Origin of the sequence: Enterobacter cloacae complex sp. P14RS (assembly GCF_014895895.1) — a bacterium.
GTDB classification, from domain to species: domain Bacteria; phylum Pseudomonadota; class Gammaproteobacteria; order Enterobacterales; family Enterobacteriaceae; genus Enterobacter; species Enterobacter bugandensis.
The window spans coordinates 53,961-72,974 of record NZ_JADBQM010000020.1 but is presented as its reverse complement, the minus strand read 5'-3'; the positions used below and the strand labels follow the sequence as shown (position 1 = coordinate 72,974).

Here is a 19,014-nt window from a genome sequence, read left to right as displayed (position 1 = left end):
TCGACAAGGACAAGGAGACCGGCATCGGGCGATGCCGGTCAGGACGATTAATGCAGCTCTGGCCAGTACTCTTTGTTGGCCTCGATCAGGTCATCCAGAATCGCTTTCGCGACGGAGGCGCTCGGCACGGTTTTCGACAGGGTAATGGCCTGCCAGAGCTTCTGGTACGAGCGCTGCTCCCAGGCATCCACCACCAGTTTTTCCACCGCCACCTGCTGGCTCATCAGCCCTTTCTGGAAGTGCGGAATATCGCCCACCGTAAGCGGCTCCGGTCCGTTATGGCCCACCAGGCACGGGATCTCCACCATCGCGTCGGCGTCAAAGTTATGGATGGCACCGTTGTTTGGCACTATCAGCAGCATCCGCTCCTGGGTGTTAAAGGCAATCGCAGTCGCCAGATCGACGATGTACGACGCATGTTCGTCGATTTCCAGCTCACCGGCGGCGGAGTTGCCGGCTTCGATAATCGCCCGACAGGAACTGAACACATGCTTCTCACGGTGATCCATAACTTCATTGGCGCGGGTCCGTTCCGGGTTGGAATGCGCGACCACGTAGTCCGGGAACAGGTAATACTTCAGGTAGGTGTTCGGCATGGTGTCCGGATCCAGCGCCTGCACGTCTTTAGCTTTGGCAAAGGTATCGTTCCAGCTCGCTTCGGTATGCGCATCTTCCGAAGGCGGAACATAGCCGTTTTTCGCCACGTATTCGCGCAGCTTCGGCATCAGATCGTTGCCGTTCAGGTCTTCAATCGACGTCCACCAGCCGAAGTGGTTCAGGCCGTAGTAGCGCACGCGCATCTCTTTGCGGTCTTTCAGGCCGACAATCTGCGCCATGCGCCCTTCAATGCCAATCGGCATATCGCAGATGTTGAGGATTTTAGCGTTCGGACGCAGGCGGCGCGTGGCTTCTGCGACAATCGCCGCCGGGTTGGAGTAGTTCAGCATCCACGCGTTCGGGGAGTACTGTTCCATATAATCCACCAGCTCCAGCACGCCGCCGATAGATCGCATGCCGTAAGAAATACCGCCCGGTCCGCAGGTTTCCTGGCCCAGCACGCCGTGGCGCAGCGGGATTTTTTCATCTTTTTCGCGCATCGGGTATTTGCCCACGCGGATGTGCGCCATCACGAAATCGACATCGGTAAACGCCGCTTTTGGATCGGTGGTGTAGCTGAATTCAATCTCCGGGGCCTGCTCCTTAAGGATGATTCTGCACGCTTCGGCGATGGTCTCCTGACGCGCGCCATCGTTGTCATAGAACTTCAGGGCGCGCAGCGGGAAGCGGTCACGGTTGGCTAACAGCATCAGGACGATACCAGGCGTAAAGGTGCTGCCGCCGCCTGCAATGACAACTGAGAATTTTTTCATGATATAGCCTCTGTCAGGGTGGTTTGTTCATTTGTTAAAGGGGTTTTCATCAGCGATTCCAGCTGGTCACGCACCTGAGGAACGTGCAGGCCGACAATCACCTGAATGCCGTTGCCGCGTCGCACTACGCCGTGTGCGCCCAGGGCTTTGAAGACGTCGTCGCTTTGGGTTTTCGCCATATCCACCAGCGCGATACGCAGGCGGGTGGCGCAGTTATTGATGCTTTCGATGTTGGCCGCACCGCCGAGCGCCTGCAGGAATCCGGCGGCTTGCCCAACCTGCTGGCTGGCCGCCGCCGGGGCGGTGGTTTGCCCGCGCGCCGCCTTATAGTCGGCCTTGCTGTAGAGTTTGATTTCGCTCTCTTCCCGGCCCGGCGTTTTCAGGTTCAGACGCTCAATCAGCGTTTTGAAGATCACGAAGTAGATGCCGGTGAAGCAGACACCAATGCCGATCTGGGTGAACACCGTCGAGGCGTGGTTATGGAACATCGGGATCCAGTTTTGCGGCAGGAACTGGTCCAGCAGGCCGCCGCCCATATTCCCCACGACGCCGAAGGCGTACATCACCGTCGCCATGGTGGCCGCCAGCACGGCGTGCACGGCGAACAGCAGCGGCGAGATAAACAGGAAGGTGAACTCAAGCGGTTCGGTAATGCCTACCAGCACGGCGGTGAGCGTGGCCGGAACCAGCAGGCCCGCCACCTTGACGCGATTTTCTGGCGACGCGGTGTACCAGATAGCGAAGGCAATCCCGACCGAGCCAAACACTTTTGAGTTGCCGTGCAGTGCGAAGCCACCTTCCGGGAAGAGGGTCTTCAGCGGCAGGGTGCTCTGGCTGAATTCCTGCAGATGCTGCGCCCAGTAGACCTGAATACCGCCCTCCACCGCCGCCGGGCCGAAGATGAACGGACCGTAGACGAAGTGGTGCAGCCCCGTTGGGATCAGAATGCGTTCCAGGAAGGTATACACCCACACGCCCAGCGCACCGGCAGAACGCAGGAAAGCCTGAAGGGATTCGATGCCCATCTGCACTTTCGGCCAGCCCAGCAGCGTCAGCCAGGCACAGGGAATCATCACGAAGAACGCGAGGATAACGACAAACGAGCTGCCCTGGAAAATCCCCAGAAAGACCGGCAGCGGCTTGTCGAAATAGCGGTTGTGGATGGCGGTGACGATGCCTGAGATCACGATGGCACCGATGATGCTGGTATCGAGCGTTTTGATCCCGGCAATCATCGCCAGCCCGCTTCCCGCCGTCGGTTCGGCGGAGAAGTCGACGCCAAAGAAGTGGCCCCAGGTCATCCCCATCGCGTTAATGAAGTAGTTCCAGGTCAGGAAGCTAATCAGCACGGCCAGACAGGCGCGGCCCTGCGCCTGCTTCGCCAGCCCAATCGGCAGGCCGACGGCAAAAATCAGCGGCATATTGCGAAACACCGCCCAGCCGCCCTCTTCAATGATGTGAACGATCTGCGCGAAAAGATGATCGGGGGCGGTTAAGGCTTCGCCGACAAACAGCGGGTTGCGAAGCATGATGGCGATTCCCACCACGATCCCGGCAAACGGAAACAGCAACACCGGGGTAAACATGGCACCGCCAAAACGTTGTATTTGACTGAGCATTTTTAAATCCTCACGTAACAACCTGTAGGGGTAGAGGCCTTTATGGTTTTGTGCTGGCCTGAGGTGAGCATAAGAACTTACTGATGCGCGAACATGGCGTGCCGCTGCGATTCGTGATCGCATTCATGGTTTTATTTTGACCATTCAGGTCTACTTTTTGAGTTAAATATGGACATGTCAGGACGCATTCCACGCCCTGATAAGGGCAGAGAGGTCTACTGGTGATCTACAAATCAATTGCTGACAGGTTGCGGCTGCGGCTGAATTCATCGGACTACAACATCGGCAGCCCGCTGCCTGGTGAAAAAGCGCTGGCGCAGGAGTTTGGCGTGGCGCGCATGACCATCCGCAAGGCGCTGGATCTGCTGGTGAGCTGGGGGCTGGTTGAGCGCCGACACGGCAGCGGAACGTTTGTCTCGCGCAAAGACGTTCACCACGAAACCACTAACCTGACCGGGCTGGTGGAGGTGCTGCGTCAGCAGGGAAAAGAGGTGCAGAGCAAGGTGCTGCAGTTCGAAGTGATGCCCGCCCCGCCCGCCATCGCCAGCCAGCTGCGGATCCAGGTGGATGAGCGGATCTACTTTTCACGGCGGGTGCGCTACGTGGACGGAAAGCCGCTGATGCTGGAGGACAGCTTTATGCCGGTGAAGCTGTTCCGCAACCTGTCGCTGGCGCATCTTGAGGGGTCTAAGTTTGATTACATCGAGAAGGAGTGCGGGATCACCATCAGCGGCAACTACGAGAGCCTGACGCCGGTATTGGCAGATAAACAGCTGGCCGGTTATATGAATCTGCCGGAACAGACGCCACTGCTGCGAATTACCTCTCTCTCCTACAGCGACAGCGGCGAGTTCCTCAATTATTCCGTGATGTTCCGAAATACCAGCGATTACCAGGTGGACTACCATCTGCGGCGCATCCACCCGGAAGAGCTGTTAACCCATCCCCCAGAACAGCACCGCCAGTAGCTGCGGGGTGATGATGCGCAGGAACATCACCAGCGGGTAGACGGTGGCATAGGAGAGCGCGGCCGCGCCGCTGGTGGCGTGCAGGTTGTTGGCAAAAGCGAGCGCTGGCGGGTCGGTCATGGAGCCCGCCAGCATGCCGCACAGCGTCAGGTAGTTCATTTTGGCGAACATCCGCGCCAGGATTGCCACCGTCAGCAGCGGGATCGCCGTGATAAAGATGCCGTAGCCGACCCAGCTCATCCCTTCGCCCTTGACCAGGGTATCGACAAAATCCCCGCCGGACTTCAGCCCGACAACCGCCAGGAACAGCACGATGCCCAGCTCGCGCAGCGCCAGGTTAGCGCTCGGCGGCATAAACCAGTAGAGCTTCCCGATACAGCCGATACGCCCGAGGATCAGCGCCATAATCAGCGGCCCGCCCGCCAGGCCGAGCTTGAGCGCCACCGGGAAGCCCGGCACGTACAGCGGAATAGAGCCGAGCAGCACGCCAAGCCCGATGCCGATAAACACCGGCAGCATCTGCACCTGCTGCAGTTTTTGCTGGGCGTTGCCCACCATATCCGCCACGGCATCGATGGACGACGGGCGTCCGACCAGGTTGAGGATATCCCCGAACTGCAGGCTGGCCTCCGGGATGGCAACCAGTTCGACGCCCGCACGGTTGAGGCGGGAGATGACCACGTCGTAGCGCTCTTTTACCTGCAGATCGCGTATTTTCTTGCCCAGAACGTGCTCGTTGGTCACCACAACACGCTCCACGCGCATATCGGTGCCGCGGGTTGAAAGCGAGGTATCCACTTCCTGACCAATCACCAGCCGCGCGTTGTTCAAATCCCCCGGCTGGCCGACCAGGTGCAGCAGGTCACCCTGCTGGATCATCGTGCCGGGCGCAGGCACCATCAGCACGTCGTCGCGCTTAAGGCGGGAGCAGATAATATTGGCGCTGTTCAGGATCGGCACGTCCTGAATCGCCATATTGTTCAGGTTGGGGTTATCGACGCGAATGTTGATGGTTTTGATCGGCATGTGGCCATTGGTGAGCGTGGTTTCGTGATCCTTCGCCTCTTTGTCGACGTTAACGCGAAACAGGACGCGGACCAGCCACATGGAGAGCAGAATGCCGCAAATCCCAAACGGATAGGCCATGGCGTAGCTCATCCCCATCTGGTCAACAATGCCGGGTTCAATGCCCAAATCGCGCAGGATTTGCTGCCCGGCGCCGAGCGCCGGCGTGTTGGTGACCGCCCCGGAGAAAATGCCCAGCACCACGGGCAGCGGGATAGCAAAGATTTTGTGCAGGATTGCGGTGACCAACCCGCCCATCACCACAATGCCGAGGGCAAACAGATTGAGCCGTAGCCCGGAGACGCGCAGGGAAGCGAAAAAGCCCGGCCCTACCTGAATCCCGATGGTGTAGACGAAGAGGATCAGGCCGAACTCCTGAATAAAGTGGAGCATATCGGCGCTGAGAACCAGCCCGAGCTTGTCAGCAAAATGCCCGACAAAAATGCCGCCAAACAGCACCCCGCCAATCCCAAACCCGACGCCACGGATTTTGATATTGCCAATCCATAGCCCTACAACCGCGGCCAGGGCCAACACGCTTACGGTTAACGCGATATCACTCATGATCCACATCCTTGGCATAACCTTAGTTATAACAAGGATTTTCTCAGAGCCGGATGCGGTTGTATGGGCGATGGCGCACAAAAAAGCCCTGCCGGAGCAGGGCTTTGTGCAGTCTGTGAGTAAAGCGGATTAGCTGTTCAACGCCGGCCGCTCGCTAATGGCGATACGCTGCGGTGCGATGGCTTCCGGCACGTTACGGATAAGATCGATATGCAGCAGCCCGTTGGTAAACGTCGCACCGGACACTTCCATATGGTCTGCCAAGGTAAAGCTCAGGCTAAACGGCTGATTAACCAGACCCTGATGCAGCCACCGGGTTTCGGTCTCTTGTTTTTCCGGCGTACCCTTCACGGTCAGGCGCGCGCCTTCGAGCTGGATATCCAGATCTTCCTGGCGGAACCCGGCCAGCGCAAGGGTGATGCGATAGTGGTTATCGTCGCTTTTTTCGATGTTGTACGGCGGAAATGTCTGTTGCTCGGTGGTGCTTTGCAGGGCATTAGCCAGTTTGTCAAAACCAATCCACTGACGCAGCAGGGGGGATAAATCGTAGTTACGCATACTAAATCTCCTTCTGAGAAGCGAGTTCGGCACAGTTTAATTTTGTGCACAGTTGTTCCTGCAAATCCTGATGGATTCGCATATGCTCCCGTTACGGCAAGCAAGTCTGGGTGGGCCGCCCGCGCGACCCGCGTAATTAGTTAATTTCGATACGGCGCGGTTTTTTCTCTTCCGGAATCACGCGTTCCAGTTCGATAAACAGCAGGCCGTTAACCAGGTTCGCGCCTTTAACGTGAATGTTCTCGGCTAACTGGAACTTGCGTTCAAAGTTGCGCTCGGCGATGCCCTGGTAAAGGTAGGTACGTTCTTTCTGCTCGGCCGTATGGGAACCTTTCACCACCAGCAGGTTGTCCTGCGCGGTGATTTCCAGCTCGTTTTCTGCAAAACCGGCGACGGCAATGGCGATGCGGTAGTGGTTTTCGTCAACCAGCTCAACATTGTATGGAGGGTAGCCGTTGCTCTGGCTTTGGTTATTTTCTAAATGGTTAAACAGGCGGTCAAAACCAATTGCAGAACGGTATAGCGGAGAAAGATCGAAGTTACGCATAGATAATACTCCTGAAATCAGCGAGAAATTGTAGCCTTCCACCATGGACAGGCCTTTGCGCCCCCGAGCACCCATCAGGCGTGTTCGTTATCGGGTCACATTCTTAAAATGGGTCTGGAACCGAGCTTTTCAAGACTATTTAGGCGAGATTTTTTTGCACTTTGCTGGTTGTCGCATAGACTCTGGGACAACAGCACAAAGGGTTAAATTGCGATGGCTGCCACAGTGCGGGGTTATCGGGCTATTCATTTCGGATAAGGCTCGCTATAACCCTGAGTTGCAGGTCTATGCAGTGCCATTAACGATGACTGAGTGATGATGAAAAATGTTCTGATAAAGCTGACGACGTTCAGCGGGGTGGTTTTACTTTGCGGGTGTTCGAGCGTGATGTCTCACACCGGCGGTAAAGAAGGAACATATCCGGGGACGCGCGCCAGCGCGGCGATGATCTCCGATGACGATACGAACTGGGGCACCAAATCCCTGGTTATCCTGGATATGCCCTTTACAGCAGTGGCGGATACGCTTCTGCTGCCGTGGGATGTATTCCGTAAAGACGATTCCGTGCGCTCACGGGTAGAGAAAAGCGAGCAGGAAAATCTGGCGACAAACGCCGTTATCCCGCCCGCCGAGATGCCGCCGCGCTAGTCCTTCGCGGTTTCCGTTACCCAAAGCTGACGGAAACCGCCCGTCTCTTGCATCCACGCAATAAAGCGCCCGTCCGGGGAAAACACGACCGCATCAGCAGACGGCGGATTGCCGTGATCGGACGTCAAAAACGTCACTTCTCCAGTCTTCGCGTCACAGCAGGCGATTCGGTTTTCAAGCACAAATCCCAGCATGTTCCCGGAAGGGTGCCAGTTAAACGCAGACTGAATACCGCTCCCGGTGCGCGTCAACTGGCGCGGCTCGCCGCCCTCAGGAGAGATCAGCCACAGCTGCACAATGCCGTTATCATCACGCATCAGAAACGCGATTTGCGTCCCCTGGGGGTTACTGCGCACCCAGTGACGCGGCACGTTCACCAGACCCGGGTAAGCCCTCTGGTGGGTAAAGGTCAGACGACGCTGCTTCACCCCGGCAGGCGGCGCTGGCAGGGTGTCTGGGGTGCCCTGCAGCGGCGCATCGCCCGCTCGTTTCCAGCCCTGCTCGTCTTCTGGCAGGTTAACAATAAACAGTTCAGGCACTTTTTCGCCCTGCGCGGAGAGGGTGTCGCCGATAAACGCCAGCCTGTTGTTGCCCACCCAGCCCTCTTCGTAGGCGCGGTTAATTTCATCGCTGCCCGGCTGCGGGTTGGGCGTTGTGCGGCTGACCAGCACGCTCCAGAAATTGCCTGAATATTCACGTGGATGATTCCCCTGCGGGTTCACCGGGCCAAACGGTGTCGCCACGCCGACGTTGCGTAAATCGAGCTTCGGATCGCGCTCATGTAAAACATGGTCGTTATAGGTAAAGCTGACGAGCAGCCCGTTCGGGCTAAAGACGTGCACGTGGCTGCCGCCGCGCAGCGCGCCTGCGGTATAAGGCGCGGTGATATCCATCGCGTCCAGGTTGCTCACCTGACCGTGATGCACAATCACACCCTGACGATGATGAAAATCGTAGTGCCAGTCAGCATCCGGGTTTTTCGGACCGTGGATAAAGACGTATTTGTCCTGTGCCGGATGAACGGTCACCACGCCGACATGCGCGCCGTCAGTAGCGCGATAAACCACCTCCACCTCGCCCGTAACGACGTTGACCTGCTCAATGGTTTCGCCGGTAAATGACGCGCCTGACGGACGTACGTCGTAGACCAGCCACCGGCTGTCCGGCGTCCAGGTATTGATGTTGGTCAGCTGGTGGTTGCGGGAAGCGAAGGTGATTTGTTTCATGAGGATACCCTGATGCACGGTGAGTGCATCAGGGTAAAACATCCGCAGGGATTAGCCTACTCGTTTCACATCGCCCACCAGCAGGATGTAGGAGAGTGCCCCGATCAGCGCCACGGCAGAGATGTAGACCAGCGCCGGGCCGAAGCCGTAGTCCTGCGCCAGGTAGCCGATGACCAGCGGTACGGTGATCCCGCCCAGTCCGCCGACAAAGTTGAACACACCGCCTGTCAGGCCAATCAGCCGCATCGGCGCGAGGGACGACACCAGCGACCAGGTGATAGAGGCGAAACCGTTACCAAAGAACGCCACCGCCATCAGGGCCATAATCCACACCGGATCGTTGGTGTAGTTGGCACCCATGATGCAGGTTGAGATCAGCAAGCCGCAGATAATCGGCGTTTTACGCGCCACGCCCAGCGAGTACCCTTTTTTCACCAGCTTATCGGCCAGCCAGCCGGAGAGCAGCACGCCGAAAAATGCGGCGAGGAACGGCACGGTGGTCATAAAGCCCGCCTTTAGCGCCGCGATCCCCTTTTCCTGGGTCAGGTAGTTCGGGAACCAGGTGAGGAAGAACCACAGCGTAGAAGTAACCGCGAACTGACCCAGATACACGCCCACCAGCTTACGGTGGAAGACCAGCTTCCAGTCCGCTTTGGTCAGCGGCTGGCGCGCCTCTTTTTTCACCGGCGCATCACCATCCACCAGACCGCCACCGTCGCGGATGTAGTCCAGCTCGGCCCTGGTGATACTTTTGGTCAGACGCGGCGGCTGGTAGACCTTGAACCAGATTAACGACCAGATAATGCCAATCCCGCCGGTGACGATGAACACCCAGTGCCAGCTCAGCAGCTCCTGGATCCAGATCAGCAACGGCGTCAGGAACGCCAGGCCGACAAACTGGCCAGAGGTGTAAAAACCAACGGCGGACGCGCGCTCGTGTTCCGGGAACCAGCTGGTCACCATACGGTTGTTGGTCGGAAACGCGGGCGCTTCGAAAACCCCGGTGATGGCACGCAGGCCAATCAGCGATATCAGCCCGGTGGCGAAGCCCTGGAATAGGGTCGCCACGGACCAGCCTAATATGGCGATAAAGTAGGTCAGACGTGAACCCACGCGGTCAAGAAACCAGCCGCCGGGGATCTGGCATAAGGTATACAACCAGGCAAACGCCGAGAAGACGTAGCCCATTTCCGCTTTGGTGATGCCAAACTCTTCCTGAATATGGGCCGATGCCACGGCAAGGTTGGCGCGGTCGACATAGCAAATGACCACGGTAATAAAGATCATCATCAGCGTCAGGTAGCGGCGACGCCCGATTTTTGTAGCGGTAACTGGAATATCCATCGCAATCTGTCTCCAGATTTTGGGCATAGCGAAGCCGCTCACCATGCCCTGTAATTTACAGAGGGTTATATTTTTGTATGTATGATTTTTGCCCGAAGGCTTACCGGGTCTACGGGATGGCGATTACCATTCCGCTACGCTGCCGTCCTCATGACGCCACAGCGGGTTTCGCCAGTCCGGCGCATTTTTACTCAGCTCAATGACTTTAGCTTCGTCGATGTCCACGCCAAGGCCCGGCTTCGTAAGCGGTTTAAAGAAACCACCTTCCATGCAGAAGTCTTCTTTATTTTTCACAAAATCGAGCAGTTCCGCGCCCTTGTTATAGTGAATCCCCATGCTCTGTTCCTGGAACACCGCATTGCGGGAGACGAAGTCGACGTGCAGGCAGGCCGCCAGCGCGATTGGGCCGAGCGGGCAGTGCGGTGCCAGCGCCACATCGTAAGCTTCTGCCATCCCGGCAATTTTGTAGCATTCGGTGATGCCGCCCGCATGAGAAAGGTCCGGCTGTAGGATCGCTATGCCGCCCGCTTCAAGTACGCGTTTAAACTCGAAGCGCGAGAACATACGTTCACCCGCCGCGATAGGAATGTGGGTCTGTTCAGCCAGCTTCGGATAGTACTCCGCCTGCTCGGCCAGCACCGGCTCTTCGATAAATAGCGGGCGATACGGCTCCAGCTCTTTAATCAGCACTTTGGCCATCGGCGCGCTGACGCGGCCGTGGAAATCCAGGCCAAACTCAATCTCGTTGCCGAAGGCTTCACGAATTTGCGCCACGGTATTGACCGCCCGGTCTACCGCACGCGAATTGTCGATAACGCCCATCTCTTCGCAGCCGTTGAGCTTGAAGGTGTCAAAGCCGATATTGCGCAACTGCGTGATGCCGTCGATCACTTCCGCAGGACGGTCGCCGCCTACCCAGCTGTAGGCTTTAATTTTGTCGCGCACCAGGCCACCCATAAGCTGCCAGACCGGTGCGTTAAGCACTTTACCTTTGATATCCCACAGCGCCTGGTCGATACCGGCGATGGCGCTCATCAGGATCGGACCACCGCGGTAGAAGCCCGCGCGGTACATCACCTGCCACAGGTCGTTAATGCGCGCCGGATCCTGACCAATAAGGTATTCGCCCAGCTCGTGTACTGCCGCTTCAACGGTGCGCGCACGCCCTTCAATCACCGGTTCGCCCCAGCCTACAATCCCTTCATCGGTTTCGATTTTCAGGAACATCCAGCGCGGGGGTAAACGGTACGTGGTGAGTTTGGTTATTTTCATTTCACTGCCTCTCGATACGCTTTCACAAATGCTGCCGCCTGCTGTGCGGTACGTTCCACGGACTGTCCGGCACGATAAAGATCGCTACCCAACCCTGCGCCCACACAGCCAGCGCTCATCCACTGGCCCAGGTTTTCTGGCGTTACGCCGCCCACGGCAAAGACAGGCACGCTGGCGGGCAATACCGCTTTCAACGCCTTGATGTAGTCCGGTCCAAAAGCCGATGACGGGAAAATTTTGAGCGACTGCGCGCCCGCATCAAGGGCAGTAAAGGCTTCCGTGGCGGTGGCGCAGCCCGGGCAGACTGTCATGCCGTAACCCACCGCGCGGCGGATCACCTCAGGCTGAATATTGGGCGTGACGATAAGCCTGCAGCCCATCTTTGCCAGCCGATCGACCTGCTCAGGCTGTAACACGGTGCCTGCGCCAATCAGCGCCTTATCGCCGAAAACCTCCACCACGGTCGGAATGCTTTTTTCCCAGTCGGGCGAGTTGAGCGGGATTTCTACCGCGTCGAATCCGGCGTCGATAACCGCGCCGACGTGGTCTAACGCCTCATTGGGCGTGATGCCGCGCAAAATCGCGATAAGGGGAAGATCAGTTTGCCACTGCATGAGCGATGCTCCTTATTCCTGCCTGAAATGCCGTGTCGCCGGATACCGTCGAAACATCACGCCCAACGGCGCGAAATGCCTGTTCGTAGCGCGACGTTAGCGATGCGCCTGCGACAATCGTAATGGCCTGTTCGTGCGCGATGAACTCACGCATGCTGGCGACCTCTGCGCCAATCAGCAGGCCGGAGAGAAACTCGCTGACCTGCTCGCGCGGGAGAAGTCCCAGCACGTGCGAGGCGCGAACCTCAAAAAGCTGCGGCAACACATCAGGGGAGGCGATCCCACGTTCAAGCCCGGCGGCAAACGCCTCTGACGAGGATTCCTGCTCAGGTAAACCGGCCCCGACCAGCGAATGGTTGAGCAGCAAATGGTGCAGCTCGCCGGTCATTACGGTGCGAAAATCGTGGATTTGCTCAGCGTCAGCCTGGACCCACTTACAGTGCGTGCCGGGCATGACGTAGACAGAAGAAGGAGAGAGAGCGCGCGCGCCAAGCAGCTGTGTCTCTTCGCCGCGCATCACGTTGTGGTTATCGTCGCGAGAGACGCTCAAACCGGGAATAATCCAGATATTGTCGCCAACAGACGTTAACTGCTCGCCAATAGCGGAGAAATGGACGGGAACCGGCAGATAAGGTGCAATTTTCCAGCCTACGTTACTGCCCACCATTCCCGCCATTACCACCGGCGTGGCGCTGTCGCGCCAGTTTTGTGTGACCTCTGCTAACACCGCCTCGGGGGATTTACCGTTCAGGCGCGTCACGCCTGCTTCTGATTGCCTGCTCTCCAGGCACTGCTCGCCCTGATAGAGCCAGGCGCGCAGATTGGTCGATCCCCAGTCAATTGCGATGTAGCGAGATGTCATGTGATTTCCTTCAGCCTTCGTGTCGAGCTAGCAATCATGGTAAGCGCCGCCTGCTCTGCCGCATCGCCGTCCTGATGCCGTATCGCATCGAACAGCGCTTTATGTTCCTGGAGCGTTTTTGGCATATTGGCCTCATCACCCATCCAGGTACGTTCAAATACCGCTCGCTGTAGCGAGCTGATCGCCACGCTAAGCTGCTGTAATACCGGGTTATGCACCGACTGCAGCACCGCTTCGTGGTAGCGAATGTCCGCCTCGTTGAACGCCTCCCGGTTCTGGTTATTGGCGATCATGTCGTTTAAAGCCGATTCAATCTGGGCCAAATCACCGGAGGTCGCGCGTTCCGCCGCCCAGCGCGCAATTGCTGGCTCCACCAGGTTTCGAACTTCACTCATCGCGCCGATAAGCCGCGGGTCGTAGTCGTTTTCCAGCACCCACTGCAGCACGTCGGTATCGAGGTAGTTCCACTGGTTGCGCGGAGCAACAAACGCGCCGCGATAGCGCTTCATTTCAATCAGCCGCTTCGCCATCAGCGAGCGGAACACTTCCCGGATGATGTTGCGCGAGGTTTCAAACTCCTCGCACAGTTCAGCCTCTGCGGGGAGCGGCGAACCGGGAACGTATTTACCGCCCACAATCTGGGTGCCCAGCGTAATAACGATGCGATCGGTTTTATTGAGAGTCATGGAGAGTCCTTGTGCTCTGTATGTCCATCACTACTTTACCGCGACCGCTGAATTTCGCCTCACTTTTGCAGTACAAACGTGAGGCCATTCGTCTTTTCCGTGGTGACAATGTAGTACAATCAGTTAATGTTGTACTACAATCAAGATCACAAAAAGAACAATTCGATAAATACAGGGCAAAAAAAAGCCCCGGTTGATAACCGGGGCTGATGATTAAAAATAAGCGTTACTGCAGCACAAACTTCTCGATCGCGTAGGCAACGCCGTCTTCGAGGTTGGATTTGGTGACGAAATTAGCCACCTCTTTCACCGACGGAATGGCGTTATCCATTGCCACGCCAACGCCCGCGAATTCAATCATCGCGATGTCGTTTTCCTGGTCGCCGAGCGCCATGATTTCTTCCTGCTTAATCCCTAACGCATCAGCAAGCGATTTCACGCCGGTGCCCTTATTGACGCGTTTATCGAGGATTTCGAGGAAGTACGGCGCACTTTTCAGCACGGTGTACTTCTCTTTTACCTCCGCCGGAATGCGCGCGATGGCTTTATCCAGGATCTCCGGCTCGTCGATCATCATCACCTTCAGGAACTGCGTCGCCGGATCCATTTTCTCGGCTTCACAGAACACCAGCGGAATGGTCGCAACGTAGGATTCATGCACCGTGTAGTAGCTGATATCGCGGTTGGCGGTGTAGAGCGTATTGCGATCGAGCGCGTGGAAGTGGGAGCCCACTTCACGGGACAGTTTTTCGAGGAACAGGTAGTCATCATAGCTCAGCGCAGTTTGCGCAACCGTGCTGCCGTCTGCGGCTTTCTGCACCAGCGCGCCGTTATAGGTGATGCAGTAATCGCCCGGCTGATTCATGTGCAGCTCTTTCAGGTAGCTGTGTACGCCCGCATACGGACGCCCCGTGGTCAGAACCACATTCACGCCCTTCGCTCGTGCGGCGGCGATCGCGTTTTTAACGGCAGGAGAGATAGTGTGGTCTGGCAGCAGCAGCGTGCCGTCCATATCGATTGCAATGAGTTTGATAGCCATGAGTTCCCCGGGATAAATGAGTGCTGCCTCATGCTAACGCGATTAAGCACACAAAAATAGAGCTACATTGCGCAACAGAAACACCCCTTTTACGCTTAACCCGGGGAACGACGACTTACTCGCGGGTGAGAACAATTTTACCGAATGCGCCGCGATCCAGATGTTCAAGGGCCTGTTCAAGCTCGTTAAAACGGTAGCGATGCTCAATCACCGGCTTCAGTCCCGTGACGTCAACAGCGCGGACGAAATCCTCCAGCGCCCGGCGGTGTCCCACGCCAATCCCCTGAATGACGGGGGATTTCAGCAGCAGCTCACCAGCAGGCAGCGAAATGTCAGTCCCGGCCAGCACGCCAATGACGGAGATACGCCCGTGAACGGCAACGGCACGCAGGGAGTGCTTCAGGTTTTCCCCTCCTACGGTTTCGATAATATGGTCGATGCCGCGATCCTGAGTCAGCGCCAATGCCTCTTCAGCCCAGCCGCCCTTCAGGCGGTTGATGCCCTGGCTGGCGCCCAGCGTTTTGGCGAGCGCCAGTTTTTCATCGCTCCCCGAGGTGACAAACACCTCCGCTCCGTGCGCTTTTGCAATTTGCAGGGCGAAAATCGCCACGCCGCCCGTCCCCTGTACCAGCACCGATTGCCCGGCGCGGAGCTGACCCCGCTCCACCAGCGCGAACCAGGCGGTAAGCCCTGCGCAGGGTAACGTGCTGGCCTCTGCGTCATCCAGGCTTTCCGGGGAGGCTACCAGCGCGTTTTCTTTTACAACCACATATTCGGCCAGCATGCCCTGGAAATAGCCGCCGGACGTTTTGTAGGGCAAATCACGCGCGTCTGCCTGCGGCTTGCCGTCGATCCACTCCGGGAAGAAGGTTGAGATGACGCGGGCACCGGGCTGGAAACGCGTGACGCCTTCACCAACGCTGTCTACGACGCCCGCCATGTCAGACGCCGGGGTGAACGGGAAGGAAAGCGGAATCGGCATCGTGCCTTCGATGACCATTTTATCGCGATAGTTGAGCGCAACGGCATTTACCCGTACGCGAACCTCACCCGGGCCTGGCTGTGGAACCGATTCACGAATGAGTTTGAGATTCTCGCGCCCGAGGGCGTTCATTGACCAGCGCTGCATTGTCTCTGTCATTTTTTCCTCCTGCCATCAGATAAGCTTCAGTAATGACAGTCTACCGTTGACTCCTCGTCACCAGTGGCGATAAGTTTTCTCTTCATTGACGCCTGAATGGATACAAACCGTGACCGATACGCTGAAAGATATTCCTGTTTTTGTCGCTGCCGTGGAGGCAGGAAGCTTTGCGCAGGCCGCAGTTCGCCTGCACCTGTCGCGCTCTGCGGTGGGTAAAAGCATTGCTCGACTTGAGGAACGTCTGGGAGTGCGGCTGTTTCAGCGCACCACCCGCAGCCAGCGGCTCACTGATAACGGCGCCCTGTTCTACGAGCGCTGCCTGCGCGCGCTGGAGGAGATCAGGAGCGCGGAATCCCTGCTGGAAACGGGGAAACATCAGATCAACGGTCGGCTTCGTGTTGCCATGCCGGTGCTGTTTGGACGGCAGTGCGTCGCGCCGCTGCTGATTGAACTGGCGCAGGAACAGCCTGGGCTTGAGCTTGAAATGTCGTTCAGCGACCGCGTGGTGGATCTGGTCGAGGAAGGCTTCGATATGGCGGTACGTAACGGCACGCTGCAGGACAGCAGCGTGCTGGTGGCCAGAAAGCTGGGAGAACACCGCATGGTCCTGTGCGCCTCGCCCGACTATCTGCAAAAAAGAGGTCATCCAGGCGCTGTGGATGATTTATCCCGGCACGCGGCCATTAACTATCTGCGCGCAGGCCGCGTGCTATCCTGGCAGCTTATGGACAGCGACGGAACGCCGCGCACGTTTACGCCGCGGTCATCACTCAATATGGATGATTTGCAGGCCATCTGCGACGCGGCGGTGACCGGGCACGGCATTGCCTGGCTCCCCTGCTGGATGGCCATCAAAGAAATTCATCAGGGAAAGCTTGTCCCGCTCTTTAAGCAGGCGCCGGATGTCCATTTTGACGTCCATGCCGTCTGGCAACAGACGCCGTACCTGCCCCTGAGGGTAAGAATGGCCATAGATGCGCTGGCGAGCCGTTTACCGGCGGCGATGTCGCTGGACATTCCTGCGCCCATAAAAAAGCCGCGCTAAAAGCGCGGCCAGTTTTCATGCGGGATAGCGACTGTTAAATATCGATATTCGCCGCTTTCAGTGCGTTCTCTTCAATGAACGCACGACGTGGTTCTACCGCATCGCCCATTAGGGTCGTGAACAGCTGATCCGCAGCAATCGCGTCTTTAACGGTGACGCGCAGCATGCGACGGCTTTCCGGATCCATGGTGGTTTCCCACAGCTGATCCGGGTTCATTTCGCCCAGACCTTTATAACGCTGGATAGACAGACCGCGACGGGATTCTTTCACCAGCCAGTCCAGCGCCTGCTCGAAGCTTGCTACCGGCTGACGACGCTCGCCACGTTCGATAAACGCATCTTCTTCGATCAGGCCGCGCAGCTTCTCGCCGAGGGTGCAGATACGGCGGTATTCCGGGCCGGTCACGAATTCGTGCTCCAGCGGGTAGTCGGTGTCGACGCCGTGAGTACGCACGCGAACAATCGGCTCAAACTGCTGTGCCGCATTCTGCTGAACGTCGAACTTCCACTGGCTGCCGTGCTGCTCTTTCTCGTTCAGCTCGCTCACCAGGGTATTCACCCAGCGGGTCACGGCCTGCTCGTTGCTCAGATCGGCTTCGGTCAGGGTTGGCTGATAGACCAGCTCCTTCAGCAGCGCTTTTGGATAGCGGCGTTCCATACGGCCAATCATTTTCTGCGTGGCGTTGAACTCGGAGACCAGACGCTCCAGCGGCTCGCCTGCCAGTGCCGGCGCGCTGGAGTTCGCGTGCAGGGTCGCGCCATCAAGGGCGATCGCGATTTGGTATTGATCCATCGCGTCGTCATCTTTGATGTACTGTTCCTGCTTGCCTTTCTTCACCTTGTACAGCGGCGGCTGGGCAATGTAGACGTGGCCGCGCTCAACGATTTCAGGCATCTGACGATAGAAGAAGGTCAACAGCAGCGTACGGATGTGCGAGCCGTCGACGTCCGCATCGGTCATGATGATGATGCTGTGATAGCGCAGCTTGTCCGGGTTGTACTCGTCGCGGCCAATGCCGCAGCCGAGCGCGGTGATGAGCGTCGCCACTTCCTGAGAAGAGAGCATCTTGTCGAAGCGCGCTTTCTCAACGTTGAGGATTTTACCCTTCAGCGGCAGGATCGCCTGGTTCTTACGGTTACGGCCCTGCTTCGCAGAACCGCCCGCGGAGTCCCCTTCCACAAGGTACAGTTCAGACAGCGCCGGGTCACGTTCCTGACAGTCAGCCAGCTTGCCCGGCAGGCCTGCCAGGTCCAGTGCGCCTTTACGACGGGTCATTTCACGGGCTTTACGCGCCGCTTCACGGGCACGTGCCGCATCGATAATTTTGCCCACCACGATTTTCGCATCGTTCGGGTTTTCCAGCAGGTATTCGCTCAGCAGTTCGTTCATCTGCTGCTCAACCGCAGATTTCACCTCAGAAGAAACCAGCTTGTCTTTGGTCTGTGAGGAGAACTTCGGATCCGGCACCTTCACGGAAACCACGGCAATCAGGCCTTCACGGGCATCGTCACCGGTGGCGCTGACTTTCGCTTTTTTGCTGTAGCCTTCTTTGTCCATGTAGGCGTTCAGGGTACGGGTCATCGCCGCGCGGAAGCCCGCAAGGTGAGTACCGCCGTCGCGCTGTGGAATGTTGTTGGTGAAGCAGTAGATGTTTTCCTGGAAACCGTCGTTCCACTGCAGCGCCACTTCCACGCCAATACCGTCTTTTTCGGTGGAGAAATAGAAGATATTCGGGTGAATTGGCGTTTTGTTCTTGTTCAGATACTCAACAAACGCCTTGATACCGCCTTCGTAGTGGAAGTGGTCTTCTTTGTTGTCGCGTTTGTCGCGCAGGCGAATAGAGACGCCGGAGTTCAGGAACGACAGTTCACGCAGGCGCTTCGCCAGGATGTCGTACTCGAATTCAGTGACGTTGGTGAAGGTTTCAAGGCTCGGCCAGAAACGCACCATGGTACCGGTTTTATCGGTATCACCGGTAACGGCCAGCGGGGCTTCAGGCACGCCGTGCTGATAGATCTGACGGTGAATTTTGCCTTCGCGCTGAATAACCAGCTCCAGCTTTTGCGACAGGGCGTTTACTACGGAAACGCCTACGCCGTGCAGGCCGCCGGAAACCTTATAGGAGTTATCGTCGAACTTACCGCCTGCGTGCAGTACGGTCATGATCACTTCCGCAGCAGAGACGCCCTCTTCCGGGTGAATACCGGTTGGGATGCCACGGCCGTCATCGGTAACGGACACAGAGTTATCCGCATGGATGGTGACCACGATGTCTTTACAGTGACCCGCGAGCGCTTCGTCGATAGCGTTATCTACCACCTCGAATACCATGTGGTGCAGACCGGTGCCGTCATCCGTGTCGCCGATATACATACCCGGGCGCTTACGCACCGCATCCAGCCCTTTCAGGACTTTGATACTGGAGGAGTCATAAGAATTCGACAT

The 19,014-nt window shown here is 57.5% G+C and carries 17 protein-coding genes and 1 other annotated feature; of the genes, 3 read left to right on the top strand and 14 right to left on the bottom strand.

Annotation, left to right across the window (positions count from 1 at the left end; genetic code table 11):
- Window positions 1-47: 47 nt before the first annotated feature.
- The gene (locus IM295_RS15800; protein ID WP_045260840.1) at window positions 48-1,370 is read right to left on the bottom strand and encodes a 6-phospho-alpha-glucosidase; all 1,323 of its coding nucleotides are present in this window, start codon (window positions 1,368-1,370) and stop codon (window positions 48-50) included.
- On the bottom strand, window positions 1,367-2,989 hold the full coding sequence (locus IM295_RS15795) for an alpha-glucoside-specific PTS transporter subunit IIBC (RefSeq protein WP_028014946.1): 1,623 nt from the start codon (window positions 2,987-2,989) through the stop codon (window positions 1,367-1,369). The genes IM295_RS15800 and IM295_RS15795 overlap by 4 nt, the downstream gene beginning before the upstream one ends.
- 221 nt (window positions 2,990-3,210) lie before the next feature.
- On the opposite strand from IM295_RS15795, the gene IM295_RS15790 reads away from it, so the two are divergent.
- Complete coding sequence (locus IM295_RS15790) at window positions 3,211-3,957, top strand: GntR family transcriptional regulator (RefSeq protein ID WP_192971854.1); 747 nt, start codon at window positions 3,211-3,213, stop codon at window positions 3,955-3,957.
- Here IM295_RS15790 and IM295_RS15785 read toward each other — a convergent pair.
- The 3 genes from IM295_RS15785 to ibpA all read right to left on the bottom strand — a co-directional run bounded on the left by IM295_RS15785 (window position 3,925) and on the right by ibpA (window position 6,691).
- Complete coding sequence (locus IM295_RS15785) at window positions 3,925-5,586, bottom strand: putative transporter (RefSeq protein ID WP_063943335.1); 1,662 nt, start codon at window positions 5,584-5,586, stop codon at window positions 3,925-3,927. The two genes, IM295_RS15790 and IM295_RS15785, sit on opposite strands and share 33 nt — an antisense overlap.
- A 129-nt stretch (window positions 5,587-5,715) precedes the next feature.
- A complete protein-coding gene (ibpB, locus tag IM295_RS15780; protein ID WP_028014943.1) occupies window positions 5,716-6,144 on the bottom strand; it encodes a small heat shock chaperone IbpB in 429 nt (142 codons plus the stop codon).
- Window positions 6,145-6,280: 136 nt separating this feature from the next.
- Window positions 6,281-6,691 (bottom strand): small heat shock chaperone IbpA, encoded by a 411-nt coding sequence (gene ibpA / locus IM295_RS15775; RefSeq protein ID WP_008500162.1) that lies wholly within the window; start codon window positions 6,689-6,691, stop codon window positions 6,281-6,283.
- Window positions 6,685-6,756: a sequence feature (ROSE (Repression Of Heat Shock gene Expression) occurs in the 5'-region of heat shock genes and acts as an RNA thermometer to modulate expression.), on the bottom strand. It overlaps the preceding gene by 7 nt.
- A gap of 250 nt (window positions 6,757-7,006) precedes the next feature.
- On the opposite strand from ibpA, the gene IM295_RS15770 reads away from it, so the two are divergent.
- Window positions 7,007-7,339, top strand: coding sequence for a YceK/YidQ family lipoprotein (locus IM295_RS15770; RefSeq protein ID WP_014881914.1), 333 nt, complete (start codon window positions 7,007-7,009; stop codon window positions 7,337-7,339).
- On the opposite strand, the gene IM295_RS15765 is transcribed toward IM295_RS15770, so the two are convergent.
- The 8 genes from IM295_RS15765 to IM295_RS15730 all read right to left on the bottom strand — a co-directional run bounded on the left by IM295_RS15765 (window position 7,336) and on the right by IM295_RS15730 (window position 15,523).
- Window positions 7,336-8,565, bottom strand: coding sequence for a DUF3748 domain-containing protein (locus IM295_RS15765; RefSeq protein WP_193066925.1), 1,230 nt, complete (start codon window positions 8,563-8,565; stop codon window positions 7,336-7,338). The genes IM295_RS15770 and IM295_RS15765 overlap by 4 nt on opposite strands.
- A gap of 51 nt (window positions 8,566-8,616) precedes the next feature.
- Complete coding sequence (locus IM295_RS15760; protein ID WP_080351061.1) at window positions 8,617-9,954, bottom strand: MFS transporter; 1,338 nt, start codon at window positions 9,952-9,954, stop codon at window positions 8,617-8,619.
- Between the two features lie 78 nt (window positions 9,955-10,032).
- Window positions 10,033-11,181: a galactonate dehydratase gene (dgoD, locus tag IM295_RS15755; RefSeq protein WP_193066924.1), complete on the bottom strand. Its 1,149-nt coding sequence runs from the start codon at window positions 11,179-11,181 to the stop codon at window positions 10,033-10,035.
- Window positions 11,178-11,795, bottom strand: coding sequence for a 2-dehydro-3-deoxy-6-phosphogalactonate aldolase (locus IM295_RS15750; RefSeq protein ID WP_193066923.1), 618 nt, complete (start codon window positions 11,793-11,795; stop codon window positions 11,178-11,180). Before IM295_RS15750 ends, dgoD begins: the two co-directional genes overlap by 4 nt.
- On the bottom strand, window positions 11,779-12,657 hold the full coding sequence (locus IM295_RS15745) for a 2-dehydro-3-deoxygalactonokinase (protein WP_049137088.1): 879 nt from the start codon (window positions 12,655-12,657) through the stop codon (window positions 11,779-11,781). Before IM295_RS15745 ends, IM295_RS15750 begins: the two co-directional genes overlap by 17 nt.
- Window positions 12,654-13,343 (bottom strand): D-galactonate utilization transcriptional regulator DgoR, encoded by a 690-nt coding sequence (dgoR, locus tag IM295_RS15740; RefSeq protein ID WP_003861109.1) that lies wholly within the window; start codon window positions 13,341-13,343, stop codon window positions 12,654-12,656. Before dgoR ends, IM295_RS15745 begins: the two co-directional genes overlap by 4 nt.
- 226 nt (window positions 13,344-13,569) lie before the next feature.
- Entirely contained in the window at window positions 13,570-14,382 is an 813-nt protein-coding gene (gene yidA, locus IM295_RS15735) for a sugar-phosphatase (protein ID WP_028014937.1), read from the bottom strand.
- 115 nt (window positions 14,383-14,497) lie between these two features.
- A complete protein-coding gene (locus tag IM295_RS15730) occupies window positions 14,498-15,523 on the bottom strand; it encodes an NAD(P)-dependent alcohol dehydrogenase (RefSeq protein WP_193066922.1) in 1,026 nt (341 codons plus the stop codon).
- A 109-nt stretch (window positions 15,524-15,632) separates the two neighbouring features.
- Between IM295_RS15730 and IM295_RS15725 the strand changes: the two genes are divergently transcribed.
- Window positions 15,633-16,568 (top strand): LysR family transcriptional regulator, encoded by a 936-nt coding sequence (locus IM295_RS15725; RefSeq protein ID WP_193066921.1) that lies wholly within the window; start codon window positions 15,633-15,635, stop codon window positions 16,566-16,568.
- Between the two features lie 34 nt (window positions 16,569-16,602).
- On the opposite strand, the gene gyrB is transcribed toward IM295_RS15725, so the two are convergent.
- Window positions 16,603-19,014 (bottom strand): DNA topoisomerase (ATP-hydrolyzing) subunit B, encoded by a 2,412-nt coding sequence (gyrB, locus tag IM295_RS15720; protein ID WP_048961458.1) that lies wholly within the window; start codon window positions 19,012-19,014, stop codon window positions 16,603-16,605.